Here is a 25,826-nt window from a genome sequence, read left to right as displayed (position 1 = left end):
CCGGCCGCCCAGCGGCTCGTCGGTCCGACGAACAGCACGAACACCGTCGCCGAGACCGTGGCCTGAATCAGACTGGCGGACATCGGCTCCAGCGAATCGGCCAGACGGCCGGACAGCAGAGTCGTCCCGCCGGTCACCACGGCCCCCGCGACGAAGGCGCCCAACATCCGCCGGGTGCACCGGGTCGGTGCAGGCGCACCCGGCTCCTACGGTTGTGGAGCACGGCCAGCATGCCCAGCAGCGCGAGGTACGCGGCGGCGGCCACCCCCACACCCCAACCGGGCAGGTCGACGCCCAGCCCGGCCAGGAAGAGCCACATGAGCGCGGCCGTGGTCCAGAGGGACCCCCCGCCGCCCGCAGCGGACCGCTCGACCTCGTCGTACACCCGCTCCTGCCGCACTCGGACGCGCTGCAGGTCCCTCCATGCCTGTTCGGCATCCACCGGCGTACTCATGTCCCTTGCCTCCCGTGTTCCCCGCTTTACTTTCCCACTAGGAAAGTTATATTTGACTTTCCTGATAGGCAAGTCACTACTGAACATGAACTCGTGCTGTCTGTCTGTCAGGGGCGGGTGTGGTGCTGGTGTCCAGCTCGAAGGGGTCGACCAGAGGGCGTCCGCTCACCAGACTGGGCGGGTGACGACATCACCAGTCTCTCCCGACAATCTCCGTGCTGTTCTCTTCGACTCAGGCGGCGTGCTGATGCAGCCGATCGGTGGCCGTTGGAACCCGCGAGCGGACTTCGAGCAGACCGTCCTTGGCCATGCCCCGTCGATCACATCGGAACGGTTCGCGGCGGCCATCAGCGCGGGCGACCACTTCTTCGCCACCTCGTCATCGACGCCTGACTACGACGATTACCACCGGGTGATGCTCCACCACCTCGGCGTGGAGCCGACCTCGCAACTTCTAGCCGACTTGCGCCGCGAAGTCCCTCCGGCCGTGTTCCTGGAGACGTACCCGGACGTCGTGCAGACCCTGGAGGAGCTGAGCCGGCGGGAGGTACGGATGGCCGTGGTGTCGGATGCCTGGCCCGAATTGCCCGACCTCCACGCCGGACTCGGGATCGGCCACTTCTTCGAGGCGTATGCAATCTCCGCGGTCCTCGGCTGCAACAAGCCGGACCCGCGCATGTACCACCACGCCAGCACCGCGCTGGACCTCGCTCCTACCCAATGTCTGTTCGTTGATGACGATCCGGACCTGGTCGCCGCGGCTATCCAACTCGGCTATGCAGGACGTGCGCTGTGCCGGGACTCGGCCGTCTCGGACGTGCCCTCCATCACCTCCCTGACCGAACTCCTGCATTTCTTCTGACACATCCGGCACGGCCTTGCTGGGTTTGGTCGCAGCGCGGCGACGGAATTGCGGGCAGCCCGGCCCGGGCCAGCCGTAGAGGTCCAGACCGGTGCTGCTGAGGCTGCCGTCAATGACGTGGGGCCGGTACTGCAGCATCTTGAGCTTGCGCTTGACGCCTGGGTGATCTGGCCCAGGTCGCCGGCGGCGAGGTTACCGAGGTCGCGCTTGACCAGGGACCACACGCCTTCCTGCGGGTTCAGGTCCGGCGCGTAGGTGGGCAGCTGGAACACGGTGAGCCAGTCGGCGTTCGCGGCGATGAACTCGCGTAGCCGGTAGCGTCAGGTGGATGCGGACGTTGTCCCAGACCAGCACGATCGGCCCGCCAAGCTGGATATGGGCACGCACCAACAGGTCGCGGAAGTCGCGCCAGCCGAAGCCCTTCGGTTGACCTTTGCGTCCGCTGTACTCACGGACCGCGTAGATCAGGCGGGACCGCTCGCCCGCTTTGTAGCAGGTCATGCCCACCATCGAGACCCTGCCCGAGCCCCGGCCTCGGACCCGCACCACGGGGGTCTGGCCCACCCTGCCCCAGGTTCTCGCGCGCGGCGGCGTCATCGACTGGCCGGCCTCGTCCTCAAAGACGATCCAGCCGCCGCACGCCGCCGCGGTGCTCTTACCCGCGGCCAGACCTCCTTCTTCCACAGCTCCACCGCACAGTCGTCGCACTCGATCGCACGGCGAACGGGCTGCTGCCATGACCACCCGCAACGCTTCAGCAGCCGCCATGTGCCCTCCACCGTGTAGGACACGTGGAAGAGTCGACCGATCAGCCATGCGAGAGCGGACCACACTGCAACTCCCGCTCCAGCCGGGCGATCTGTGCCTCGCTGAGCCTCGGGCGGCCGGGCGAGCCCTTCGAGGCGACGCCAGCCGCCCCGCTCTCGCGCCACTGCCGCCGTCAGCGTTCCACCGATCGCTCGGACACCCGCAGCATGACAGCGATGTCCCTGTTTTCTACCCGGCCTCAAACCGGGCCACCGCCTCCAGCCGCACCCGCTCCCGGGCTGCCCTCTCAGCATCAGTCAGACCACCGCCCTGCGCGTGCCTCACCACGCAAGTCGTACAGCTCGCGGGACTCAACGCTCAGCTGAACGCCCCGACATCACCCAATCAGGTTCAGCAGTTGGCCGGTGTCGGCAGGGCGGTGTGACGAAGCGTCGGCAACCCCGGGTCCGCCGGGGGCAGATGGGAGGACGAGCTTCGACCGCGGCACCGCACGGGCAGCGTGATCTGGCAGTCTGATGTCGTGCCGACACCAACTGAACGTCGTACCCAGGCCGAACGCCGAGAGCTGTGGGTCAGGCGGTCTTGTGTCTGCTGCGCTCAGCCACTCAGCCGACCATGAGCCTGGTCGGTGAGGACCTCGCGAACGCCTGGGCGGCGCCAGGCCTCGCCCTGATCGCCGCCGAGGACGCCGACAACAGCAACGGCACGCCTGAGCAGTACCGTTGCGCCGCCGAGCGCGCCGACGCGGGGGCAGCCGTCCTCGACGGAGCCGCGCACTGGTGGCCGTCGGAGAGCCCGAAGCCGGCCGTCGAGGCGCTGACAAGGTTCTGGCAGACCTTCGAGAACTCGCGCCGGGCGCATACGTGATGGCGTCGGCCGTGTCTTCCGCGGTGATGGTCGTGATGGCTCACCGCGTTTCCTCCAGCCCGACCCGCGTGGCCTCGTGCGCCATGTCGGCGCCGAGCTCGGTGACGGCGAGGCCGGGTCGATGGACCTACCCGTACGGCGAGGCCCGAGCGAGGCGGGCAGGTCGCGAGTGCCCCCAAGGTGCCACGGACGGGTGGGTGCGACGGACCCTCCCTGAACCTCGCTCGCAGCCCTAGCGTCGAGTCATGACCGACGAACAACTGATCGCGGACCTGCACAGCCGGTGGGTGTTCGGATGGGAGCGCAACGAGGGGGACGCACCGTTCAACTTCCTTGGCGCCTTCGGAGACTTCTACGATTTCAGCTCTCCGGAGGTCCGACTCTACGACGACTTCGACCCCGAGCAGCGTGTGGCGACGACTGCCGCGGGCTACGGCTCGATCTGGGAGCCCAGCTTTCAGAAAATGGTGTCCGCGCACCATGCCATCGACGACGGACCATTTGTCATCGCCGGCCACGATGTGGCGGCGTCCACGCTGACCTTCGTAGCCCGGATCACCATGCCCGGCGTCACCACCGACATCCGTACCACGACCTCGCTGGTCTGGCGCCGAACTCAAGACGGCTGGCGGATCGTCCGCGAACACAACTCGACCAAGGTTCTGCCCGCGGGGGACCTCGACGGCAGGCTGCCGGCGCCCGAGGCTTCGGTCCGTTGACGAGTCGGTGGGGGTCCTCGCCACCAACGGCGGCGGCGCGATCCTCAACGTCCTGTCCGCGCTGTCCTGGTGCTCACACGACCCAGCGAACGCCTACGCCGCGCGAAGCAGCCGAGTGAAGCCTCACGAACGAGGCGCGGCTGGAACTGGCCGGCCAGAAGAGACGGACACAGACCTCGTCGCCTACGTGCGCGGGGCCGGGCTCCTCTCCGTCCGCTCGGCGATCAGTGGCCCCAACAGCCGTGTTCCCGGCCCCACCCGACCGCCGGGGCCGGGCAGTTGGGTCGTGTCGGCCACCGTGAGCGGTTCCCGACAGGCGCCGCAGGCCATGACGGGTGTGGTGACGTGCCCGCAGGTGTCGTGGCGGACCAGGGCCGGCGGCCCCACGGGCGCCGCGTACCACTTGTCACCCCAGGCCATCAGCGCCAACAGGACGGGGTAGAGCTCCCGGCCCTTCTCGGTGGCCACGTACTCCTCGCGTGGCGGGCTGGTCTGATATTGCTCGCGTGTCAGCACGCCCTCCTCGACCAGCCGAGCCAGCCGCGCGGCGAGGACCTTACGGGACAGGCCGAGGTCCTGCGCCAACTCGTCGAAGCGTTGGATGCCGACCAGGACGTCGCGCATGATCAGGGCCGTCCAGGCGTCGCCGAACAGGTCGGTCGCGCGGGCGATCGAGCACGCGACGCCGGAGAGGGGGGTACGTGTCACGCCCTCATCGTATCGCCCCTTGGGTTTCTTCAAGGAACTAACGGATACTAGGTTTACTCAAGGAACCCGACTCGGACGTCGATGGAGCCTGCCATGACCACCGCCCCGCGTATCGCACTCGACTCAGCCGGGCCGGCGGCCGTCGACGGCCGCTACATCCGGGCCCTGACCTTCCAGTCCGTACGGCTCGAGTACTTGCGGTACGTGCTCCGGGAGTTGAGCCTCGCGGCGGCCGGCAGCCGGGCGCTCGTCGTCGGCAGCGGGCGCGGCCTGCCCGCCCGTGGGCTCGCCCGGCTCGGTTTCGAGGTCGTCGCCGCCGACCCGTCACCCGCCGCGACGGCCCTCGCCATGGAAGCGGACGACGGGCTCGGCATCACGTATTTGACGACGCCCGCGGAGGAACTCGACCTGCCGGTCGCCTCCTGCGACCTCGTGTACTGCGCGGACACCCTCGAGATCACCGAGAAGCCGGCCGCGGTCCTGGCGGAGGCCGCGCGCGTGCTGCGCCCCGGCGGAGCCTTCGTCTACGACACGGTGAACCGCACCGCCGTGTCCCGCCTCATCTATCTCGGCGCCTTCCAGGCCTTCCCGGGCACACGGATCATGCCCCGCGGCCGCTACGCCGCACGCCGGCTGCGCCGCCCGGCCGAGCTCGCCGAGGCCCTCGACCGGGCGGGGCTGTCCACGAAGGACGTCTCGGCCTTCAAGCCGCGCGACGTACGCAGTCTCGTGCGCGCGACGCGCGGGCGCCGGCGTGGCACGCTGACCGACGAGCAACTGCCTGAACTGGTCGACATGGTGCTCGAGCCGGAGGGCAGCCCGATGGTGACGTATCTGGGGTACGCGCTCCACCGGGCATGAGTCACGACGAAGGCATCATGGAGTTCGGTGCACCGCGCCCAGCGGACCTGTCGTCTCTCCGGAGTCACCCGGCGCCGCTAACCGTCCTGCTGCTGTGGGGGCATGCTGGGTGCTGGAGCGGGCGCGGAGGCAGTTGGTGGGGCGGTGTCAGCGGTGCGCGGCGCGGTGACGCGCGGTCGTGGTCCGTTGAGGCTGTTTCGGGTGCGGATGTGGAAGGCGAGCAGACCGGTGAGGGCGGTGGCCGTGAACCATCCGGCCTGGATGGCCAGGTACTTCGGCAGGGGAGTGGCGGAGAATCCGGCGCCCGTGGCGGCCCGCATGGCGCCGTAGGAGGGCAGGAAACGCACGATGCTGCCGTTCGAGCTGGAGCTGCAGAGGGGGTCTTGGAGGGCGAGGTCGATGACGCTGGTCATCACGATGGCGAACATGCCTTCCACCTCGCGGCGTAGCAGTGAGCCGAAGGCGATGCCCAGGGCGCCCGTAGCCGAGTCGGCGTCCCGCAGTACGAGGAGGCCCCGATCGGCTTCGGCAGCCTTTTCCGCCACAACATCCGCCTGGCCGGCGGACCCGCACCGGTCCGTGCCTACGTCGAGGAACTGATGCCCGACATCCTCGACGGCGTCATCGAGCCGGGGAAGGTCTTCGACGTCACCACCACTCTGGACGGTGTCCCGGCGGGCTACCAGGACATGGCCGACCGCAAGAGCCTCAAGGTCCTCGTCAACAACTGCCCCCGGGCAGAACAGAAGAGGGGTGCGGCGCCGTCCACACCCCTCACCCTGGGGAAGATCTGCCCAGTAGCGCTCGCGCATCCTCACGAACCCCCGCATCCACGCCCCCACCCGCGCCCACGACCCTGGCGGCGGGCTCAGCCCGTTTTGCCTCGGGCGGCTGAGTCCCTGGCGGGGTTCGCCGCCGACTCCTGGGCCGACGACAACTCCCGGCGCCGGAAAGACCCCGCGGCCACAGTCAGCGGACCGATCAACAACACGAGCACCGCGACAACGCCGAGTGCGACCGGCAGGCTGGTCAACTCGGCGACCTCGCCCACCATCGGAGGGCCGAGCAAGAACCCGCTGTAGGCAATGGTTGTCGCGAACGCGACCTCGCGCTCACCACCGCCCCCGTCGGCCCGCCGACCGGCCGCGCCACTCAACTCCATGACGACCGGAGACGCGTACGCCAAACCGACACCAGCGACAGCCAAGCCGACGAAGGTGAGCGCCGGCGACGGCGCCATGACCGCGGTCGCCAGCCCCAGCCCACCGATCACCGCACCCCCGATGAGCATCCGTGGCGCGCCCCAACGACGCTGGATCGCCTCGCCGAACAAGCGGGTGCACGCCATGGTGATCGAGAAGCACGAGTAGATCAGGGCGCCGGTGGCCTCGCTGAGACCGCGCTCCTGCGCACCGAACAGCGCCGACCAGTCCGCGGTCGCTCCTTCGGCTGTCGAGGCACACAGGGCCACACCGCCGAGCAGCCACAGCACGGGCCGCCTGAACGGTGCCCGCCCAGCGCGCCCGCTCTGTGCGGGCACCCTCAGCAGTTCCTCGACGGGAATCCAGCGGGCGATGCCGACGGTGACGCCGCCGCAGATCACCGCGACGATGACAAAATGACGGCTCGGCGCCAATCCTTGGCCGGCCGCGACCGAGGCGCCGACCGAACCGGCCAGCGTGCCGAGACTGAAGGCCGCGTGGAACAGCGGCATGATCGCCCGGCCGGTCCGCCGGGTCGCTGTCACGCCGGCCACGTTCATCGCCACGTCCATCACGCCGACCATTGCGCCGAGAACGATCAGCAGCAGGCCGAGCGTCGCGGACGACCTCGCCAGTCCCAGAACGGGAAGCATCGCGGACCCGGCGACGCCGGACACCGTCATCACGACGCGAGCGCCGAAGGCCGCGCACAGTCGACCGGCGAAAAGCGAAGCGGCGATCATACCTACGCTGGCACCGAGCAGGGACAGCCCCAGCGCACCCTCGTCCGCACCGATCTGCGCGGCCAGCGCCGGCACCCGAGGGGCCCACGAGCCAAGCAGCGCGCCGTTGAGGACGAACGCACCGAGTACCGCGATGATCCCCGGGTCCCGCTCGCCGGCGCGGTCCGGATGGGTACCAGTCATTGTCAGCTCCGTCCCGGCCCGGTCCTGGTCGAGCCACGATCGGCCCAGCACCGTGGCACACCTGCGGAGACCCGTGCGGATCACACCGATGGAACCGAGCGTAGGTGCGCCGGAACGTGCGCCGACCGAGCTGTCAGGTTCGCGCCAAGAACGTGGCTGGATCATTGGACCGCCGCGGCACGTCTTCCGGCCCCAGACGCACGACGTCTACCTCAGCAATCCGACCTGCTATCAGGAGATCGTCGGGATCGTGCCGACCAGTCAGGCGGGTGTGGGCTGTTTCGGGGCGAGGGTGGGTTCGAGGCGCACGACAATGCCCTTCGACGTGGGCTGGTTGCTGATGTCGGCGACGCTGTCCAGCGGCACCAGGACGTTCGTCTCCGGGTAGTAGGCGGCGGCCGAGCCCTTTGCGGCCGGGTAGGGCACGACTTGAAAGTTCTCCGCCCGGCGCTCCGAGCCATCCGACCAGACGCTCACCAGGTCGACGTGATCGCCCTGAGCGAGGCCGAGTTCGGTCAGGTCGTCCGGGTTGACGAGCACGACATGGCGGCTGCCGTGGATGCCCCGGTAGCGGTCGTTGTTGGTGTAGGGGACGGTGTTCCACTGGTCGTGGGAGCGCAGCGTCTGTAGCAGCAGGTGACCCTCGGGTGCCTGGGGGACCACGCGCTCGTTGCAGGTGAACAGGGCCTTGCCGACCTTGTTGTTGAAGACGCCCTCGTTGACCGGGTTGGGCAGTTGGAAGCCCCCGGGGCGGGTCACCCGTGCGTTGAAGTCGTGGAAGCCCGGCACGATGCGGGAGATGCGGTCGCGGATGGTGCCGTAGTCGCCCTCGAACGTGTCCCAGGGGATGTCCGCCTTGCCGTCCAGGGTGCGGCGGGCGAGCCGGCACAGGATGGCGACTTCGCTGAGCAGCAGCGTGGAGGCCGGTTCGAGGCGGCCCTGGGAGGTGTGCACCTCGCTCATGGAGTTCTCGACGGTGACGAACTGCTCGCCGTCGGCCTGGACGTCACGCTCGGTGCGTCCCAGGGTCGGCAGGATCAGCGCGGTGTCGCCGCAGACGGTGTGCGAGCGGTTGAGCTTGGTGGAGATGTGGGCGGTCAGCCGGCACGAGCGCATCGCCTCCTCGGTGGCCTCGCTGTCGGGAGCGGCGCGGACGAAATTGCCGGCCAGGGCGAGGAAGACCTTGACGCGGCCCTCACGCATCGCCTTGATCGAGTCCACCGAGTCCAGGCCGTGCGGGCGCGGCGGGTCGAAGCCGAACTCCTTCTGCAGGGCGTCCAGGAAGGTGTCCGGCATCTGCTCCCAGATGCCCATGGTGCGGTCGCCCTGGACGTTGCTGTGGCCGCGCACCGGGCAGGCGCCGGTGCCGGCGCGTCCCAGGTTGCCGCGCAGCATCAGGAAGTTGACGATCTCCCGGATGGTGGGCACGCCGTGCTTGTGCTGAGTGACGCCCATCGCCCAGCAGACGATGACGCGTTCGCTCTTCAGGACCTCGTCGCGGACCTTCTCGATCTCCTCGCGGGTCAGTCCGGTCGCCGTGCGCACGTCGTCCCAGTCGACGGTGCGTGCGTGCTCGGCGAACTCCTCGAAGCCGGTGGTGTGGGCGTCGATGAAGTCGTGGTCCAGGACGCTGCCGGGCCGGGCGTCCTCGGCCTCCAGCAGCAGGCGGTTGAGGGCCTGGAACAAGGCGAGGTCGCCGCCGGGCTTGATGTGCAGGAAGCGGTCGGCGATCTGAGTGCCGCGTCCGGCGACCCCGCGCGCCGTCTGCGGGTTCTTGAAGCGCCGCAGCCCGGCCTCCGGCAGCGGGTTGACCGCCACGATCCGGCCGCCGCCCCGCTTGGCCGCCTCCAGGGCGGTGAGCTGTCGCGGGTGATTGGTGCCCGGGTTCTGCCCCACCAGGAAGATCAGATCGGCGTGGTGGAGGTCGTCGAGGCTGGCGGTGCCCTTGCCGGTGCCCAGGGTCTCGCTCAGGGCGAAGCCGCTGGACTCGTGGCACATGTTGCTGCAGTCCGGCAGGTTGTTGGTGCCGAAGGCGCGGGCGAAGAGCTGCAGGACGAAGGCGGCCTCGTTGCTGGCGCGTCCGGAGGTGTAGAAGACGGCCTCGTCGGGCGAGGCCAGCGCCTTCAGTTCCCGCGCGAGGACGCCCAGCGCGTCGTTCCAGCTGATGGGTTCGTAGTGTTCGGAGCCGGGCCGCTTGATCATCGGCTCGGTGAGCCGGCCCTGCTGGTTGAGCCACATGTCGGAGCGGCCGGCGAGTTCCGAGATGCTGTGCTCACGGAAGAAGTCGGCGGTGATCCGGCGCGTGGTGGCCTCGTCGTTGATGTGCTTGGCGCCGTTCTCGCAGTACTCGTTGCGATGGCGTCGTCCCGGGGCCGGGTCCGCCCACGCGCAGCCGGGACAGTCGATCCCACCCACCTGGTTCATGGTCAGCAGGTCCACCCCGGTCTTGCGCGGGGAGGTCTGCTCCAGGGAGTACTCCAGCGCGTGCACGACCGCGGGGACTCCCGCCGCCCACTTCTTCGGCGGTGTCACGGAGAGAGTGGTCTCGGGCTTCTCGCCGGGCGGGGGGTTCTGCATGGGTTCGCCTTTCTCTTGCCGTGTCCGGTACGCCGTCAGCCGTCAGCCGTCAGCCGTCAGCCGTCAGCCGTCAGCCGTCAGCCGACAGGCCACTGGGCCACGCGGCTCCTGGGCGGTTCCGGGTGATCGTGCTGCACGCGGCCGTTGCGGATGGTGCCGCGCCAGGCCCCGCCCTCCTGCCCCATTCCCTCCAGGAACCGCTTGAAGTTCATGAGTTCGCCGTGCATCAGACGGGCGGTCAGCCGACCGACCCTGGACGATCGGGTGAGGATCCCCGCGGCTCCCCGCGGTTCCAGGAGCATCCGCACAGTGATCGCGGTGCCGCCGGGCTCCGTCGGCCTGAACTCGACCTCGCCCTGGTGGGAGGGTTTCTGCTCCAGACCGCGCCAGGCCAGATAGGCGTCGGGGTCCTGCTCCACGATCTCGACCGCGAAGCGGCGGCGCAGGGGTCCGTAGCCGATGGTCCAGGCGGTCACGGTGGGCCTGATCTGCTCGACGCCGTGCACCACGGTCGAGAAGCGCGGGAAGCTCTTGAACTGCGTCCACTGGTTGTACGCCGTCCGCACCGGCACCGCGACCTCGACCGTCTCCTCGACGTGCCGCTTCCGCAGCGGACGGCGGCGCGTGACGCCGTCGCCGTCAGTGCGCATCCCCGGCATGTTCGGCACGGCCTGCTGGGCGTCGTCTTCGTCCGCCATCGTGGTCTCTCTTCCGGGGTGCGGGAGCCGAGTGTCCGCTCACCCGGCCTTCCCCTTGTGCGTCAGGGTTTCTCCTCCGGTTCCCACATCGTGCACTTCGAGTCATCCCTGTGCCTGCAGGCCTGCTGAGTCAACCGAGTTGGCTGAGGCTGCCGGATGCCATGACCGTTGCTCCGGCGTACCGTTCATTCATCCGCGTGCAAGTGGTGACGGGCCGCATCGTTGCCCGTCACCCGGCGGGCTCAGCAGCGTCTCCTCTTCGAGGCGGCCGTCGTCATCAGCCCGGCACCATCGCCTCCTCCACCGCCTGGACCGGCTTCGGCCTCGACTCCGTCATCGAGGTCCCCTTCGCCGCCGCGGTCGCCTGGCAGTTCTCCGCCCGCGACCACGCCCTACGTGCAGCCCGCGAGAAGACCACCCCGGCATAGTCATCGCCGCCCCCTTTCTCTCGCGGTCATGGCGTTCCGGTCGGCCGCCCAGCGCAAGGCCGACCGCCCTCGCTGCGGCTGCCATCGCGGTCAAGGAGATCCGCGACGTCTGGCCCAGGGCAAGGGCTGCTGCGCACCCTCCACCTCCGCTAGGAACGAGGCGTCGTCGTCCGGGCACGCGAGGCATCAGTACCAGCCGAGAGAGTGAGGGCTGGGCCTTGCAGGAGCGAAACGGGGCAGCAGCACTGCGTGCAGACTCAACCGCGTTTCACTCTGGCCGCGACCACTCTCGATGCACCGGACTGCCACGCGTTGGCGCGGTTCTACCGCGGCCTGCTCGGGTGGCCGGTGCGGAAGGAGGAACCCGGCTGGGTTGAGATCGCCCCGCCGGACGGCAGTGCCGGGCTGTCGTTTCAGACAGAGCCGCTCTTCACCCGCCCGCAGTGGCCTTCCACACGGTCCGAGCAGCAGATGATGATGCATCTGGACATCGAGGTGGACGATCTACCATCAGCCGTCGAGCGTGCTCTTGCCCTGGGGGCGAGGATGCTGGACTTCCAGCCTCAGGACGACGTACGTGTCCTGTTCGACCCAGCGGGCCACCCGTTCTGTCTCTTCGTGCGCATCGGCCCGAGCGTTTGACAGCAGCGGCTGGGCCCCCCGTCTGGTACATCGACGCCTGCTGAGGGCCTGCGTCTGAGGCCTGTATGGCCGAGCGTCGCCCAGTGGCCCGCCGGTACTCCCGGCGGGCCACTGCTGTTCCTTACGGTGGCCCTATCACAGGGACAGTTCCGGCCGAGTCGAAACGCCCCAGCAGCAAGGCCCGAGGTGCCGTCAGGCATGGGGTCGACCGGTTGTTGCGCGACGCATGCAGCAGCGGGACGCTGCTGTGCGGAATCAGTGCCGGCGCCAATTACTGGGCGGAGGGCTCGCATACGGATTCCTTCGGTCCGCTGACGTTCTTGCAGGAAGGGCTGGGCCTCCTGCCGGGTTCGGTGTGTCCGCACTACGACGGTGAACCAGGGCGTCGCACCTCCTACCGGGAAGCTGTAGCTACCGGCATGCTGTCCGCCGGCTGGGCGGTGGAGGACGGGGTGGGGGCCCTCTTCACGGACGGACGTCTTGAGGAAGCCGTCACCCGGACCCCGGAGACCCGCCTGTACTGGGTGCAGGCAGATGAAGATCACGAGGTCATCGAGCGACCGCTGTCATGCCGGTTGCTCGATGAACCAGAGTGATGCGTGGGACATGTTCCGCGACCAAGACACCGGAGCCGGCACCGAAATCGGCCAGAACCATTGCTCCGGCCCCGCCGACCAGGATCACTGATCCCACGGATCCATCTCCGTCAGCCGCCTGGATCGCGCCGTGCGGCCGATGAACTCTCCCGAGCTCCGCACCGGATAGGTGGATCAGCGCAGTCCGGCGAAGAGATCGTTTTCGGGCACGGCGGCGCCGGTGGTGTCCTGGACACGTACGAAGGTCTCCGTGCCCATCAACTCACCGAACCTCTCCTTGCCCATCTGGAGGAAGAAGATGTTCTCGCCCTGACTGGCGTGCGCCGCCAACGCGTCGAACTTCTGACCGCTGAACGCGGTGGTGTCCACCCACGTGGTGATCTCATCATCGGGAAGGCCGAGCTCGGCCAGCGCGGCGGCCTCGGCAGGATCCGGCTCCGGCATGTCCTCCTGAAACTCGCGCATGATCTCCCCGAACCGCTGCATCCCCGAGCGGGGAACCGTGGTCCAGTACACCTTCGGTGTCAGCGCGGTCATCTCCAGCGCCGCCATCGTGATGCGGTGGGCCTGGATGTGATCGGGATGGCCGTAGAAGCCGTTCTCGTCGTAGGTGACGACCACATCAGGTCGGTAGTGCTGCATGAGTTCCGCGAGCCGGGCCGCGCCTTCCTCCACGGGGGTCTGCCAGAAGGATCCGGGGGCGTCGTTGGTCGACCAGCCCATCATCCCGGAGTCGGCATAGTCCAGCATCTCCAGATCGCTGACCTTCAGGACGTCACGGCTCGCCTCGAGTTCTTGACGGCGCATCCGGGCGACCGCCGCCGGATCGTGCCCGGAATCGCCCGGCTTGACACCCTCCGGCCCGTCACCGCAACCGCCGTCGGTACACGTCACGAGAACCGTGCGGATGCCTTCCGCCGCGTACCGCGCGAGGATCCCTCCGGTCCCGGTGGCCTCGTCGTCGGGATGGGCGTGCACTGCCATGAGCGTCAAGGGCCGGTCAGTCATGAAAAACAGTCCTCCTGCAGGAATTCGTCTTGATCCGACTGGGCGGCGCGCGCACCGCTCCTGGGGTCCGGATCCTGGTGGGGCGGACGACCCGCTGGTCTCCGCGTTCCCCGCCCGTGCGGCGCCAGCCCCTCGGTCGATGCAACCGTGCCGGCCGGGACGTCTGTTCCCGGCGCGGCATTTTGGCCTTCCGGACGTCGGCGTTTCGCCGCGAACGAGACATCCTGTGCACTTGATCTGCCAAGGCCGGCAGTCTGGGAAGCCTGTCGGTGGTGTGGGGCAGCATCCACGCAATGACGAGTACAGGGATAGGCCGTGGATTGGACTTGTTCCGAGAGGGCGATTTCCCCATCTACACACTGACCTTCGTGCGGAATCTGCACCCTCGAGAGCTGCTCACCCGCATGGGGGTGGATCCGGAGACCTTGGGGCTTCGCAAGGCCAGGGACCTGTCGGACGACTTGGGTGACGACCTATGCCGTTGCGGCCCCCGAGTGGGAGGGCCTGCCGGTGTGGGTGCATGGCGACCTCCATCCTGCGAACGTTGTCGTCTCGGGCGGGACGCTCTCGGGCATCGTCGACTTCGGTGCTCTGTTCGCCGGCGATCCGGCGTGGGACCTCGCTGCCGCGTGGGTGCTGCTGCCCGCGGGTATGGCCTCACGGTTCTTCGACGTGTACGCGCATGCAGATGAGGCGGCGATCCGGCGCGCCCGAGGGCTGGCCGCCGTGAAAAGCCTTTTCCTGATGCTCATGGGGCACAGCGGTGTTCGGGGTAATCCTGGCGGCAAGCCGCACTGGGGGCCTGCAGGCCGGGCGGCGCTTGATCGTGTTCTGAAGGGCGTTTGATGCGGGCTTCCGTTGCATTCGTTCTCGGTGTTGGTCGAGGGCGGTGGTGCGGTCTTGACACAGAGACTCACGTGCCTGGAGCTGCCTTCGTGCTCACCGCGGCCGACGAGCCCCTCACCGACCTGCGGGAGACATCCTGACGACTGGTGCCGGAGCGACCGAGGGGGGCGCGGCTCCGGCACCGGTCGGGCAGTCATGCTGGGAGCGTCACGACGCTGCATCACAAGCCTGCGCGCCCGCGAGAGTGCCCGCGCGGATGCCCGCCCGGCGGGCCGCCTCATCCGCCTCGACCGCACGGGCCGCCGCGAGCACGGCGTGCGCCTTCGAGGCCGGGACCACGGCCACACCGTCTCCGTCCGCCACCACCAGGTCGCCAGGGTGGCAGACGATTCCACCCACCGCGACCGGCACGTTCACGTGACCGGGGCCGTACTTGTACGGTCCGGCGGGCGTTACGGCCCTGGCCCACACGGGGAAGCCGATGTCGGCCAGGACGCCGATGTCGCGGGCCGCGCCGTCAAGCACCATCCCCACCACCCCGCGGGCCTTGGCGCGTTCGGCGAGGAGCTCGCCGATCAGCGCACGGGTGGTGTCGCTCGCCCCGTTGACGACGATGAGGTCACCGGGCTGCGCGATCTTGATGGCCTCGTGGATGGCCTTGTTGTCGCCGGCACGGGTCCATACGGTCAGGGCACGACCGATCGCCCGCGCGCCCGGCCACAGGGGGCGGATCGCCGAGTCGAGCAGGCCGAGTCGGTCAGACGCGTCACCGATGTTGGCGGAGGCGACATCCGCGTGGGCGCGCAGCAGTTCGGCCGAGACGAGCGGCTCGGGGCGGGGCTGTTCGGCGACCGCGAAGGCGGTGTGCGTCTGGCTGATGGCCCGGGCGAGTGCCGGGTCGAGACCGAGGCGGTCCAAGAGGTCTGCCGCGAAGGCGACTTCGGTGGCCCTCCGTTCGCCGTGCTTGACGGTGCCGGCGTAGAGGCGGTGCAGCGCGCGGTCGCCGCCCGCGAGTTCCGCGGCGATCTGCTGCCGGACCCACGTCTCGTCACCAGCGGCGCGTCCCGCCTCCACGGCCGTCGCGATGAGGGCGCCGAGACCCTTCATGAAGACGCTGCGTAGCAGCTTCCGTGAGGAGGCGGCGCCCGTGTCTTCGCCGAGCACCTCCACCGGCGTGCCGAGGGCAGCGAAGGCCTCCGCCAGCGCGGTCGCGCCGGGTCCACTGGCCAGCAGCTGAGCGCGGTGACCGTGCTCCAGGACAGAGCCGATGAGCGCCACGTCGGCGAACGCGGCCCGGGACGCGGCCGCGAGATCGTCGGCGATCTGTCGCTTCAGATCCGGGGCGGCGGCGTTCATGTCGGCGAAGACGGCCGTGTCGCTCAGGTGGGCCGCGGCTTCGCGGGCCGCTTCGCGCGCCGCATGAGCGCAGGTCAGGCAGAGCACGAGGGCGCAGTCGCGCACCGCGTCCTTGACGCTGCCCGCACGCTCGACACCTTCGGGGGTGGGCACGCTCGACGGGTCGTATCCGTGCACCGACCAGCCGCCCTGCACGAATGCGGCGGCGTACGCGCTCCCTGCCTCGCCCAGCCCGAGCAAACCGACACGCATGGGCACTCTCCCTGCCATTGGTGATTACCACTGTATGAAAATGCCTACCATCTGATGGAGCGCATCGTGCATGGCTGGACGGAAGCGCGTCAAGAGCTGGAGGAGAGTGGCTCGGGGCCGGGGGAGTGCGTCACGTGCATCCGCGCACGCCGATACGGTGCTTCAGCTGATACGCCGGGAGATGGCGAAGGCTGCGCGTTGAACCTCGATACCCAGCGCCTCGATGCGGTGGGCGGGGAGTTCCTCGCGCGGCCCGAGGACCTGCACGGCGGCGAGGGACGTACTTCCCGCGGTCGTGATCGACGCGGCGACCGAGGCCACGCCGGGATCGCGTTCGGCCACACTGTGCGCGTACCCGCGCCGGCGGATTTCCTCCAGGTCCTTGAAGAAATCCTCGCGGGTGAGGATGGTGCCGTTGGCGCGGGCGGGGTTGTCCAGTTCGTCGAAGAGTCGGCTGACCTCTTCCTGGTCCATGGCGGCGGCCAGCACTTTCCCGGCGCCCAGATGCAGAGGGAGGCGCTCACCGATAGGCATCTCGTAGCGCACCGGATGCGTGCCGACGACGCGCGCGAGTACGACTCGACGCCAGTCGGCACGTTTGAACAGTGACACCGTCAAGCCGGTCTCCGCGGCCAGGTCCTGCATCACCGGCCTGCCGGTGAGGACCAGCGGGCTGGTGGACAGGTACGCGTGGGCGCCGAAGAGGAGGCCGAGGCCGGGCCGGTAGCCGGTCGCGTCGCGCTCAACCCGGCCGCGGGCCTCCAGGACGTTCAGGATGCGCTGGGTCGTGGCCACGGGAAGTCCGGCCTGGCGCGCGATGTCGATGAGTCGAAGGGGTTGTCGGCCGTCGTCGAGCACTTCCAGTACATCGATGGCCCGCTCCAGGGAGCGCATGTTGCTCGTCGTGGGCTTGGGCGGTTCTGCACTCAAGATGTGGTGCCCCCTCGAATATGACGTGATCGCCGGAGTTCCATACGGTGGAAGATCTTATCGAAAGCATCCATTGCACCTCTAGGAGCAAATGCCCCATTTTGTGCGGGAAGTGGTTGAGTCGACTCCTGCGGTGTTCACGCAACCTCATCTCTCCAAAGCCATTTTTTACCACTGTGTGGAATGCCGTGCCACCTAGAGGTAACTTTTCAGCCCCAATGGCTTGCTAAGGCCGACGGGCTGTGTGAGCCTCTCGAAGTCTCACCCAGCGAAATCTGTTTTCACACAGTGGAACTTGCTGGGGGGAGGTTGTGACCCACTGGCGTGTCAGTTTGGAGGGGTAATGGGTTTGGCGGTCTGGGCCCTCGTCGCGTACATCGCGACCATCGTCCTGTGGAACGCGGTGCTGAGACGCAGCATCGGCGAAGCCATGATCATCGGCTTCGTCGTCCTGTGTGCTTTCGGCACCGCGTCATTCCCGGATCTCGCCTGGACGGGCATACAGGAGGCGTCGGGCGAGAGCATCATCTTCGCGGCGCTGTCCTTCACGTTCGTCGGCACGGTCCTGCAACGGACAGGTGTCATCCACCGGCAGGTCGACATCCTGAACTCCCTGCTGGGCCGGGTCAGGGGCGGCGCCGGCTATGTGGCGACCGTCGGCTCGGCGGCCTTCGGCAGTGTCGCGCACTCGGGATCGGCCAACGCGGCCACCATCGGCGCCGTGGCCATCCCCTGGATGAAGCGGTCGAACTGGCAGCCTCGCATCGCCGCGACGGTCGTGGCGGGCAACGCCGGTAACGGAACTGTCATCCCGCCGAGTGCCTCGTTCTTCGTGCTCGTCGGTTCGGCCGCGGTCGCACCGCTCGTCTCGGTCGACAAACTGATGGTGGCCATGTTCGCCACGGCCGGCTGGTGCGTGGCCTGGCGTCTGCTCTGCGTCGCCTTCTTCGTCCGCCGCTATCGCGTCGAGGCGATCCCGGCCTCCGACGTGCCCGAGTTCCTCCCGAGCTTGCGCCGCGGTTGGACGTCGCTGCTCGTCTTCGGGGCGATCGCCGTCCCGATCGTCCTCACGCTCGGAGCCGGCGGGTCGGCACTGGCCTCGGCGCTCGGACAGGACGTTGTCGACTCCATCGACATCCTGGTGTGGATCCCGGTGCTGCTCGGCCTGGTGTCCGCGGCCGTGGGCCACAGGCAGCTGCCCAAGACCCGCCAGGATTGGACGGAGTTGATGGAGGAGTCGGCGCCCCGCTTCAAGGACATCGGCGCGACGCTGGTCTTCGCCTTCGCCGGAGGTGCGGTCCTGTCGGCCCTCGGCCTCTCCGACCAGCTGGGCAGCCTGCTCAACAGCCTGGGCGCGCCACCGCTCGTCGCCGCGCTCATCGTAGGCGTGGTCGTCATCCTCGTAGCGGGTCCGCTCAGCTCCACGGCCACCATCGCCACGGTCGGCGGGGTCGCGTTCTCCGTCCTCGTGACCGCCGGTGTCCATCCCGTCCTCGCCGCCTGCGCCGTCCTGACGTTCTCCTCGACCGAGGGCGCCTCACCACCCGGCGCCGCCGCCATCTACGTCTCGACCAGCCTCGCGCAGGTGAACCCCGTCAAGACATTCGTCCCGCTGATCACTCTCTACGTCGTCCCGTTCCTGTTCATCGGTACCGCCGTCGCGCTCGGCGTGCTGCCCGTACCGCACTGACGGCGATTCCCTTGGAGGCTCCCCTCATGTCTGTGACGTCCGAAACCACCAGGACACCGGAGCGGCGCAGTGTGCGCCAGGCGGCCGACACGGTCCTGACCGCGCTCTTCCGGCTGTCCCTGATGCTCATGCTCGCCCTGGGCACCACCGTCGTCCTTCTGCAGGCCGCCGGACTGGTCACTGCCAGCGCCGGCCTGATCGAAGGCACTGCCGAGACGCTTCAGCCGATCCTGTTCGCCCTGTCGGCGGGGTTCGGCGTACTCACCCTGCTGCTCTCCTACACCCGAGGTTGGAAGACCGGAGAATGACCCGCTACAGCGAACAGGCCGTCGCGGCCCAGATCACCGCCGTGCTCACCGCCTGGGGCATGCCGGAGGACCACATCGCCACGACGACCGAGGTCATGGTGCACACCGACCTGTCGGGCATCGACTCCCACGGCATTTCGATGCTGATGACCTACGAGCGGCTGCGCGACGGCGGGTTCCTCAAGCTCGACGCCCGGCCGACCGTCGAGCGCGAGAACGCGTCCATGGCCCTGATCGATGCCGGCGGTGGGCTCGGCCACCCGGCCGCCGTGGCCGCAATGGAGCTGGCCGTCGAGAAGGCCCGCTCCACCGGCGTCGGTGTGGTGTCCGTCCACAACTCCCATCACTTCGGGGCAGCCGGCTACTACGCCGCAATCGCCGCGAAGGCGGGCCTCGTCGGGTTGGTGACGACATCCGCCAGGCTCCCCAGCGTCGTCCCCACCGGCGGAGCCGTACCCCGGCTGACGACCAACCCGATCGCCTTCGCCGCACCGGGCCGAAACAACGAGCCGTTCCTCCTCGACATGTCGACCAGCACCGTCGCCTCGAACAAGGTGAAGGTGTACGACCTGCACGGCGAGACGATGCCGGAAGGCTGGGTCACCGACGAGGCCGGCCGCGCGGTGACCGACCCGGCCGAGGCCATGACCTACATCCACCGGCGCGAGGACGGCGGCCTCACCCCCCTCGGCGGCATGACCTCCACCGGCGGCCACAAAGGGTACGGCCTGGCGGTGATGGTGCAGATCCTCAGCGCCGCCCTGTCCGGCGCCGACCTCGCGGCCACCCGTCCGCCCGGTGCACCCGACGACATCGGCCACTTCTTCCTCGCCCTGGACGCCGGATTCCTCCGTCCCGACGGCGGTTTCCTGGACGACGTCGACGAACTCCTCGACACCCTCAGAGCCACGCCGCCCGCGCACCCGGACAAGCCCGTGCTGGTCGCCGGTGATCCGGAACGCGCCCACCGCGAGCAGCGCCGTCGCGACGGGATCCCTCTGCCCGGGACGCTGATCGGCAAGATCGCGTCGATCTGTGAGCGAGCCCAGGCCCCCTTCCTCCTGGGCGACCCCCTGCCGGAGAACTGATGCACGACTACCTCGTCATCGGCGGCGGCATCGTCGGTATCGCCACTGCGCTCAAGATCCTTGAACGACAGCCCGACGCCGACCTGGTGGTCCTTGAGAAGGCGCCGAGCCTCGCCACCCACCAGACCGGCCACAACAGCGGCGTCATCCACGCCGGTATCTACTACGAGCCCGGCAGCCTCAAGGCCGAGCTGTGCCGCAAGGGCGCCGAGGCCACCAAGGAGTTCGCCGCCACCCACGGCATCCCGGCCGACGTGTGCGGGAAACTGCTCGTCGCCACCAACGAGGTGGAGCGGCAGCGGCTCGACGCCCTCACCGAGCGCGCCAAGATCAACCGCATCGACACCGACTACCTCGACACGGCCGAGCTGCGTCGCCGCGAACCCCAGATCAACGGCGTCGCCGCCCTGCTCGTCCACAGCACGGGCATCATCGACTACCGCCTGGTCACCGAGAAGATGGCCGGGCAGATCGAGAAGGCCGGGGGCCGCATCCACACCTCGGTCGAGGTCGACCGCATCCGCGAGACCACCGACGCCGTCCACGTCCGTGCCGGAGACCGGCAGTGGTCGGCCCGGCGCCTGGTCGTCTGCGGCGGCCTGCAGGCCGACCGGCTCGCCCGCCTCGCCGGAGTGCGCACCAACGCCGCCATCGTCCCCTTCCGGGGCGAGTACTACCGCCTGCCCGAGCACCGCAAGGGCCTCGTCCGGCACCTCGTGTACCCAGTGCCGGACCCGGACCTGCCGTTCCTCGGAGTCCACCTCAGCCCCACCATCGACGGCGGCATCACGGTCGGCCCCAACGCCGTCCTCGGACTCGCCCGCGAGGGCTACCGCAAGTTCAGCATCAGCTCTCGCGACCTCGCGGACCTCGCCCGCTTCCCTGGCATCTGGCGGCTGGCGAAGTCGTACGTCGGGATCGGCGCACGGGAGATGCGCAACTCCCTGTGGAAACGTGGATACCTGCAGGAATGCCGCAAGTACTGCCCGTCCCTGACCCTTGAAGACCTGCTGCCCCAGGAGGCGGGGATCCGCGCTCAGGCCATCCGTAAGGACGGGACCCTGATCCACGACTTCCTGGTAGAGCAGACCACCCGCTCCGTGCACGTACTCAACGCACCGTCACCCGCCGCTACTTCGGCGCTGCCGATCGGCGACATGATCGCGGACACGGTGCTTGGAGCGTGACCTCGGGCCGGCCGCTCCGGCCGTGGCCAGCCGGGTGGCTACCACCGCCCGCGCGAGTACGGCCAGGCGACGCGGGCACCTGCCGTAGCGGCCGGCCTGATCCGTTGTTCCCCAGAGGGGGCCGTCCCGGCTACCCGCCGGGGTGCACGCACCCGGCAATCGCGACCGGCAGCGAAGACCACTGTCCGACGTCTGCGCATCCGATGGGAACGGCGAACCGTCCTCCACGAAGGATTCCTAGAACTCGCCTGCTGTCTCATCACCCACGCCAACTCGGCTCACTGTATGAGCCGTTGTAAGCCTTTCCTACTGCGGTGGCCCAATGGGTCATGGGTCGGCCGAGATTTGAAGTGGACCAGAAATCTTGGTCGGGATTGGCCCAGCTGTCAGGGCCATTACGTCCGTAGGTTGGAGGCATGCCGAAGACCCGAGTCGACTTCTACTTCGACCCCGCCTGCCCCTTCGCCTGGATCACCTCACGGTGGATCCTCGAGGTGGAGCCGCTGCGTGATCTCGATGTCCGTTTCCACGTCATGAGCCTCTACTTGCACAACGAGGGCAACGGGCTCCCCGACTGGTACCGCGACCTCGTCGACCGCTCCCTCGGCCTGGTCCGGATCGCCGTCGCCGCCGCGGAGCACCACCCTCCCAGCGTGCTGCGCGACCTCTACACCGCGCTCGGCACCCGCATTCACACCAAGGGCAACAAGAATTTCGATGCCGTCGCCGCCGAGGCGCTGGCCGAGCTGGGGCTCCCCGCAGCACTTGCGGACGCGGCCGGCACCACGACCTACGACGCTGCCCTCCAACGCAGCCACGACGCGGGCAAGGACCCGGCGGCGGGCCGCTACGTGGGAACACCCACCGTGCACATCGACGGTACGGCCTTCTTCGGGCCGGTGCTCAACAGCATCCCCCGGAGCGATGAGGCGGCGCGCCTCTTCGACGCCGTCCGCACCCTCGCGGCCCACCCGGACTTCCACGAGCTCAAGCGGGAGCGGAGCGGGGGCCTGCGCTTCGACTGAGAAGCTCCGGTACATCGCGCCAGGCCCCGCGCAGGGGTGCCGGTGACGGTTGGCGCGCCTTGCCCCCTGCTTTCGCCGAACGAGACTGAACAGGAGCCACCCATGGTCGGCACGTCGCATACCACCCCCGACGCCAGAGGCGGGGGCCGGAGCCAGGAGGACCCTCCGGACCAACCCGCCGCCCTGGACGAGGCGGCGGTGCGCCAGGCCCGCAACTCCGCCGCCTTCTGGGCCGCAACCGGAAGGTCACGCGGCCACGAGGTGATCCACCGCCGCAGCTTCCTCGCCGTGCTCGGCGGCAAGCGCGCCGGGACACGGATCTTGCTGCAGGAACCCGAGCTCGACACGGACGAGCTCGCCGAGTTGACCGAGCTGGCTGACCGGGCGACCGGCCCGGTGGATGCAGAGGATCCGTTCAGCTCGACCGACCTCGGTCACCTGGGCATGCGCAACTGGCAGATGCCGATCATGTTGCGCCCGCCCGGCCCCGTCTCCGCCCCCGCGACAGAGGTGATCCGGGTCCAGAGCACGCCGGAGCTGCAGGCCGCTGAGCGGATCGTGATCGCAGGCTTCGAGCTGGCCAGATTCACCCCCTACCGTCCAGGCGAGATGTTCCCCGCGACGCTGACCGAACAGCCAGGTGTGGACGTGTTCCTCGCCGTCCTCGACGGCGAGGCGGTCGGCGCCTGCGTCACCGTCGTCGACGACGGGTTCGGCAGCCACTACTGGGTCGGCACGCCGGCCGAGCACCGCTCCCGCGGCGCCGGGCGGGCCGTCATGCTCGGCTCGCTCGCGCGCATGGCGAACCTGCCGGTGACGCTCACCGCCTCACGGCTCGGACGGCCGCTGTACGAGTCGCTGGGCTTCGCCGCCGTCACCGCGTCGACCTGGTGGTCCTCAGAATGACCACCACCACGTTGGGCCGCACAGGGCGCGGCGGGTGAGGCAGGTGGTCAGGCGTACGCGGACCGGTTCGACGAACACGACGTCATCGGCGCCGACAGCGCCCTGCACGAGACCGTCGACCGCATCATGCTCGACACCTGCCTGACCCAGCTGCCCGCGCTCGACCGCTGACCGAACCCTGGTTGCGGCAAAGCTGCGCGCGGCCGGCCCGAAGGTTGCGCAGGGGCCAGCCTGCCGTCCTGACGGCCGGTCGAGGTGGTGCGCGCCCCGAGTGCGCACACCCCCCGACCGTCACCTCGTCAGCCTCGCGCACCGACCGGGCGGCCGGCCCTGACGCTCCAGCGTCCGTCGACGCGGGTGAGGCGCACGGGATGGTCGAAGCACGTGCTGACCTGGTCGCTGGTCAGCACCTCGTCGGCCGGACCGGACGCCAGACAGCGCCCGTCACGCAGCAGCATCACGTGGGTGGTCCCTGGAGGAAGTTCCTCCAGATGGTGGGTGACCAGCACCGACGCCAGATCCGCGTAGGTGTGCTGCAACGTGTCGATGCGCTCGATCAGTTGCTCTCGGCCGGCGACGTCCAGACCAGTCGCGGGCTCGTCGAGCAGCAGGAGCCGGGGACTGGGCATGAGCGCACGGGCGATGAGTGCACGGCCCCGTTCCCCCTGGGACAGGGTCGGCCACCGTGCCCCGTGGCGATCGCCGAGGCCGAGCACCTCGATGAGACGGTCGGCCGTGGCGACCTGCTCGGGGGTCGGCTCCCAGCGGGGAACGCGCTCGATGGTGTTGGTCAGCCCCGTCAGCACGACATCGTGCACCTTGAGGGGTGAGCGCAGGTCGTGCCGCGGATCGACATGGCCGACGCAGGAGCGCAGCAGGCGCATGTCGACCCGCCCCAGTCGGTGGCCCAGCACCTCGACGAAGCCGCGCGTGGGGTGCGCGAACGCCCCGAGGAGACTGAGCAGCGTGCTCTTGCCCGCCCCGTTGGCGCCGAGCAGGGCCCAGTGCTCGCCGGCCCGTACGGTCAGTGACACGTCGTGCAGGATCGGATTGCCGTCGCGTACGACGTCCACGTCCCGCACACGGAGTACCGGGGGTGCGTTCACGAGGCGACCCGCTCGGAGCGGTTGACGGCGGCCATGACCGCGTGAACGGAAGCGGTGAGTACCGAGGTGTCCCAGCCCGCGCCCCAGTGGGTGATGTCGTCGACGCGGCACTCGGCGTAGGCGATGGCGGGGCTGCCCGGCCCCGTGGTGGTGGAGTGCTCGGTGTAGCCGAGGATGTCGACGGTGACGCCGATGCCGCGCAGGGCGTCGGCGAAGGCGGACAGTGGACCGTTCCCGGTGCCCTGACAGACGCGTTCCTGACCGTCGGCGCGCAGCGTGCAGGTGAACCGGCTCTCGCCCGGGGCGGTTTCGACGGTGTTCCAGGACTCCAGAGTGACCGGACCGTCCAGGGCCGGGGTGATGTAGGTGGTGCGGAACAGATCCCACAGTTCCTTGTGGGACAGCTCCTCACCGGAGGTGTCGGTGACGTGCTGCACCGTGCGGGAGAAGTCCGGTCGCAAGGCCTGGGGCAGGTCGAGGCCGTGGTGGGTCTGGAGGAGGTGGGCGATGCCGCCCTTGCCGGACTGGGAGTTGATACGGATGACTTCCTCGTACGTGCGGCCGAGGTCGCCGGGATCGATGGGCAGGTACGGCACCGTCCACGGCGCGTCTTCGAGGGTGACGCCCTTCTCGGCGGCCTGCTCGGCGTGGTGGGCCATTCCCTTGGCGATGGCGTCCTGGTGGGTGCCGGAGAAGGCCGTGTGCACGAGGTCGCCCCCGTAGGGGTGGCGGGGGTGGACCGGCAGTCGGTTGCAGTTCTCCACGACCTCCCGCACCGCGTCGATATCGGAGAAGTCGATCATCGGGTTGACGCCCTGCGCGTACAGGTTCAGTGCCAGGGTCACCAGGTCGACGTTCCCGGTGCGCTCGCCGTTGCCGAACAGACACCCCTCGACGCGCTGCGCGCCCGCCAGGACGGCGAGTTCGGCGCAGGCGACGCCGGTACCGCGGTCATTGTGCGGATGGACCGAAAGGATCACGGATGAACGGCGCGCCAGGTGGCGGTCCATGTACTCGATCTGGTCCGCGTACACGTTGGGAGTGGCGATCTCCACCGTCGCCGGCAGGTTGTGGACCACCGGCCGGTCCGGGCTCGCCTCCCACAGCTCGGTCAGGCTGTCGCACACCTCCAGGATGAAGTCCGGCTCCGTGAGATTGAAGACCTCCGGGGAGAACTCGAACCGGATGTCGGTGTCCGGTCGTTCCTCGGCGCGGCGCATCAGATGGGTGGCGGCCTCGTGGATCAGCGCGTGGAGCTCCGTGCGGGAGCGGCCCAGCACCACGTCCCGCCAGGTGGGCGCGGTCGCGGTGTAGAGGTGGACGAGGACGCGGGGGAGTCCTTCGACGGAGGCGATGGTCCGGTCGATCAGGTCCCGGCGGGCCGCGGTGAACACGGAGATGGTCACGTCGTCGGGGACGGCGCCGCTGTCGGCCAGGTGCCGTACGAAGTCGAAGTCGGTCTGGCTCGCGGAGGGGTAGCCCACCTCGATCTCCTTGAAACCCATGGTGACCAGGAGGTCGAACATCCGCCGCTTGCGCTCGGTGTCCATCGGCTCGGCCAGCGCCTGGTTGCCGTCCCGCAGGTCGACCGGCACCCACAGCGGGGCCCGCTCGAGCCGGTGCGACGGCCAGGTCCTGTCCGTCAGAGGCAGAGCGACCCGCTGGTGCGCGGGCTGGTAGCGGTGATGCGGCATCGCGCTCGGGCGCTGTGGATTCCACCTCGGCGCGTCCGCCGGGATGTCACCGGAAGGAGTGCGCAGGGTGGGAAACACCGTGCTTTGAGAGGGGGGAACCATCGTGCGGAACTTCTTTCAGT

24 protein-coding genes and 3 pseudogenes are annotated in these 25,826 nt (G+C 69.0%); 14 read left to right on the top strand and 13 right to left on the bottom strand.

The window, feature by feature from the left end; genetic code table 11:
• Positions 1-133: 133 nt before the first annotated feature.
• Positions 134-454 carry a hypothetical protein gene (locus ABZ027_RS04625; protein ID WP_356764299.1) on the bottom strand — a complete coding sequence of 107 codons (321 nt, stop codon included), beginning with the start codon at positions 452-454 and terminating at the stop codon, positions 134-136.
• Between the two features lie 181 nt (positions 455-635).
• On the opposite strand from ABZ027_RS04625, the gene ABZ027_RS04620 reads away from it, so the two are divergent.
• Positions 636-1,316, top strand: coding sequence for an HAD-IA family hydrolase (locus tag ABZ027_RS04620; protein ID WP_356764297.1), 681 nt, complete (start codon positions 636-638; stop codon positions 1,314-1,316).
• Here ABZ027_RS04620 and ABZ027_RS04615 read toward each other — a convergent pair.
• Positions 1,229-1,588, bottom strand: a complete 360-nt coding sequence (locus ABZ027_RS04615; RefSeq protein ID WP_356764295.1) for a hypothetical protein — start codon at positions 1,586-1,588, stop codon at positions 1,229-1,231. The two genes, ABZ027_RS04620 and ABZ027_RS04615, sit on opposite strands and share 88 nt — an antisense overlap.
• Positions 1,589-1,909: 321 nt before the next feature.
• Positions 1,910-2,408, bottom strand: a pseudogene (locus ABZ027_RS04610) (winged helix-turn-helix domain-containing protein).
• A gap of 291 nt (positions 2,409-2,699) precedes the next feature.
• Here ABZ027_RS04610 and ABZ027_RS04605 point away from each other — a divergent pair.
• A complete protein-coding gene (locus tag ABZ027_RS04605) occupies positions 2,700-2,951 on the top strand; it encodes a hypothetical protein (RefSeq protein WP_356764293.1) in 252 nt (83 codons plus the stop codon).
• Positions 2,952-3,196: 245 nt separating this feature from the next.
• Positions 3,197-3,670: a nuclear transport factor 2 family protein gene (locus ABZ027_RS04600; protein ID WP_356764291.1), complete on the top strand. Its 474-nt coding sequence runs from the start codon at positions 3,197-3,199 to the stop codon at positions 3,668-3,670.
• 183 nt (positions 3,671-3,853) lie between these two features.
• On the opposite strand, the gene ABZ027_RS04595 is transcribed toward ABZ027_RS04600, so the two are convergent.
• Positions 3,854-4,378: a helix-turn-helix domain-containing protein gene (locus tag ABZ027_RS04595; RefSeq protein WP_356764289.1), complete on the bottom strand. Its 525-nt coding sequence runs from the start codon at positions 4,376-4,378 to the stop codon at positions 3,854-3,856.
• Positions 4,379-4,471: 93 nt separating this feature from the next.
• On the opposite strand from ABZ027_RS04595, the gene ABZ027_RS04590 reads away from it, so the two are divergent.
• Positions 4,472-5,239, top strand: a complete 768-nt coding sequence (locus ABZ027_RS04590; protein WP_356764288.1) for a methyltransferase domain-containing protein — start codon at positions 4,472-4,474, stop codon at positions 5,237-5,239.
• 77 nt (positions 5,240-5,316) lie between these two features.
• Here ABZ027_RS04590 and ABZ027_RS04585 read toward each other — a convergent pair whose 3' ends face one another.
• From ABZ027_RS04585 to ABZ027_RS04570, 4 genes are all read right to left on the bottom strand, one after another.
• Entirely contained in the window at positions 5,317-5,784 is a 468-nt protein-coding gene (locus ABZ027_RS04585) for a hypothetical protein (protein WP_356764286.1), read from the bottom strand.
• 323 nt (positions 5,785-6,107) lie between these two features.
• Positions 6,108-7,418, bottom strand: coding sequence for an MFS transporter (locus ABZ027_RS04580; protein WP_356764284.1), 1,311 nt, complete (start codon positions 7,416-7,418; stop codon positions 6,108-6,110).
• A 210-nt stretch (positions 7,419-7,628) separates the two neighbouring features.
• On the bottom strand, positions 7,629-9,944 hold the full coding sequence (locus ABZ027_RS04575; protein ID WP_356764282.1) for an FdhF/YdeP family oxidoreductase: 2,316 nt from the start codon (positions 9,942-9,944) through the stop codon (positions 7,629-7,631).
• A 77-nt stretch (positions 9,945-10,021) separates the two neighbouring features.
• Complete coding sequence (locus ABZ027_RS04570; RefSeq protein WP_356764280.1) at positions 10,022-10,642, bottom strand: SRPBCC family protein; 621 nt, start codon at positions 10,640-10,642, stop codon at positions 10,022-10,024.
• A 197-nt stretch (positions 10,643-10,839) separates the two neighbouring features.
• Here ABZ027_RS04570 and ABZ027_RS04565 point away from each other — a divergent pair, with 197 nt between their 5' ends.
• The 3 genes and pseudogenes from ABZ027_RS04565 to ABZ027_RS04555 form a co-directional block, all read left to right on the top strand.
• Positions 10,840-11,070, top strand: a complete 231-nt coding sequence (locus ABZ027_RS04565) for a hypothetical protein (protein WP_356764278.1) — start codon at positions 10,840-10,842, stop codon at positions 11,068-11,070.
• Between the two features lie 249 nt (positions 11,071-11,319).
• A complete protein-coding gene (locus ABZ027_RS04560; RefSeq protein ID WP_356764276.1) occupies positions 11,320-11,712 on the top strand; it encodes a VOC family protein in 393 nt (130 codons plus the stop codon).
• A 197-nt stretch (positions 11,713-11,909) separates the two neighbouring features.
• Positions 11,910-12,308, top strand: a pseudogene (locus ABZ027_RS04555) (Type 1 glutamine amidotransferase-like domain-containing protein); the annotation flags it as partial.
• Between the two features lie 174 nt (positions 12,309-12,482).
• On the opposite strand, the gene ABZ027_RS04550 reads toward ABZ027_RS04555, so the two are convergent.
• On the bottom strand, positions 12,483-13,316 hold the full coding sequence (locus tag ABZ027_RS04550; RefSeq protein ID WP_356764274.1) for a PIG-L family deacetylase: 834 nt from the start codon (positions 13,314-13,316) through the stop codon (positions 12,483-12,485).
• A 477-nt stretch (positions 13,317-13,793) separates the two neighbouring features.
• Here ABZ027_RS04550 and ABZ027_RS04545 point away from each other — a divergent pair.
• Positions 13,794-14,162: pseudogene (locus ABZ027_RS04545) on the top strand (phosphotransferase); the annotation flags it as partial.
• Between the two features lie 207 nt (positions 14,163-14,369).
• Here ABZ027_RS04545 and ABZ027_RS04540 read toward each other — a convergent pair.
• Positions 14,370-15,770: a DUF1932 domain-containing protein gene (locus ABZ027_RS04540; protein ID WP_356764272.1), complete on the bottom strand. Its 1,401-nt coding sequence runs from the start codon at positions 15,768-15,770 to the stop codon at positions 14,370-14,372.
• A 162-nt stretch (positions 15,771-15,932) separates the two neighbouring features.
• Positions 15,933-16,700, bottom strand: coding sequence for an IclR family transcriptional regulator (locus tag ABZ027_RS04535; RefSeq protein ID WP_356764270.1), 768 nt, complete (start codon positions 16,698-16,700; stop codon positions 15,933-15,935).
• Between the two features lie 343 nt (positions 16,701-17,043).
• Here ABZ027_RS04535 and ABZ027_RS04530 point away from each other — a divergent pair, with 343 nt between their 5' ends.
• The 6 genes from ABZ027_RS04530 to ABZ027_RS04505 all read left to right on the top strand — a co-directional run bounded on the left by ABZ027_RS04530 (position 17,044) and on the right by ABZ027_RS04505 (position 22,904).
• Entirely contained in the window at positions 17,044-18,390 is a 1,347-nt protein-coding gene (locus tag ABZ027_RS04530; RefSeq protein WP_356764268.1) for a TRAP transporter large permease subunit, read from the top strand.
• Between the two features lie 26 nt (positions 18,391-18,416).
• The gene (locus tag ABZ027_RS04525; protein WP_356764266.1) at positions 18,417-18,698 is read left to right on the top strand and encodes a hypothetical protein; all 282 of its coding nucleotides are present in this window, start codon (positions 18,417-18,419) and stop codon (positions 18,696-18,698) included.
• Positions 18,695-19,786, top strand: a complete 1,092-nt coding sequence (locus ABZ027_RS04520; protein WP_356764264.1) for an Ldh family oxidoreductase — start codon at positions 18,695-18,697, stop codon at positions 19,784-19,786. Before ABZ027_RS04525 ends, ABZ027_RS04520 begins: the two co-directional genes overlap by 4 nt.
• A complete protein-coding gene (gene lhgO / locus ABZ027_RS04515) occupies positions 19,786-20,973 on the top strand; it encodes an L-2-hydroxyglutarate oxidase (RefSeq protein ID WP_356764262.1) in 1,188 nt (395 codons plus the stop codon). Before ABZ027_RS04520 ends, lhgO begins: the two co-directional genes overlap by 1 nt.
• A gap of 416 nt (positions 20,974-21,389) precedes the next feature.
• Positions 21,390-21,998 (top strand): DsbA family protein, encoded by a 609-nt coding sequence (locus tag ABZ027_RS04510; protein ID WP_356764260.1) that lies wholly within the window; start codon positions 21,390-21,392, stop codon positions 21,996-21,998.
• 102 nt (positions 21,999-22,100) lie between these two features.
• Complete coding sequence (locus ABZ027_RS04505; RefSeq protein WP_356764258.1) at positions 22,101-22,904, top strand: GNAT family N-acetyltransferase; 804 nt, start codon at positions 22,101-22,103, stop codon at positions 22,902-22,904.
• Positions 22,905-23,203: 299 nt separating this feature from the next.
• Here the strand turns inward: ABZ027_RS04505 and ABZ027_RS04500 are convergent, their stop codons facing one another.
• Positions 23,204-24,010 (bottom strand): ATP-binding cassette domain-containing protein, encoded by an 807-nt coding sequence (locus tag ABZ027_RS04500; protein WP_356764256.1) that lies wholly within the window; start codon positions 24,008-24,010, stop codon positions 23,204-23,206.
• A complete protein-coding gene (gene leuA, locus ABZ027_RS04495) occupies positions 24,007-25,806 on the bottom strand; it encodes a 2-isopropylmalate synthase (RefSeq protein WP_356764254.1) in 1,800 nt (599 codons plus the stop codon). Before leuA ends, ABZ027_RS04500 begins: the two co-directional genes overlap by 4 nt.
• Between the last annotated feature and the right edge of the window lie 20 nt (positions 25,807-25,826).

The organism is Streptomyces sp. NPDC006332, from assembly GCF_040612855.1.
Classification (GTDB): domain Bacteria; phylum Actinomycetota; class Actinomycetes; order Streptomycetales; family Streptomycetaceae; genus Streptomyces.
This window is presented reverse-complemented; position numbering and strand designations above follow the sequence as displayed.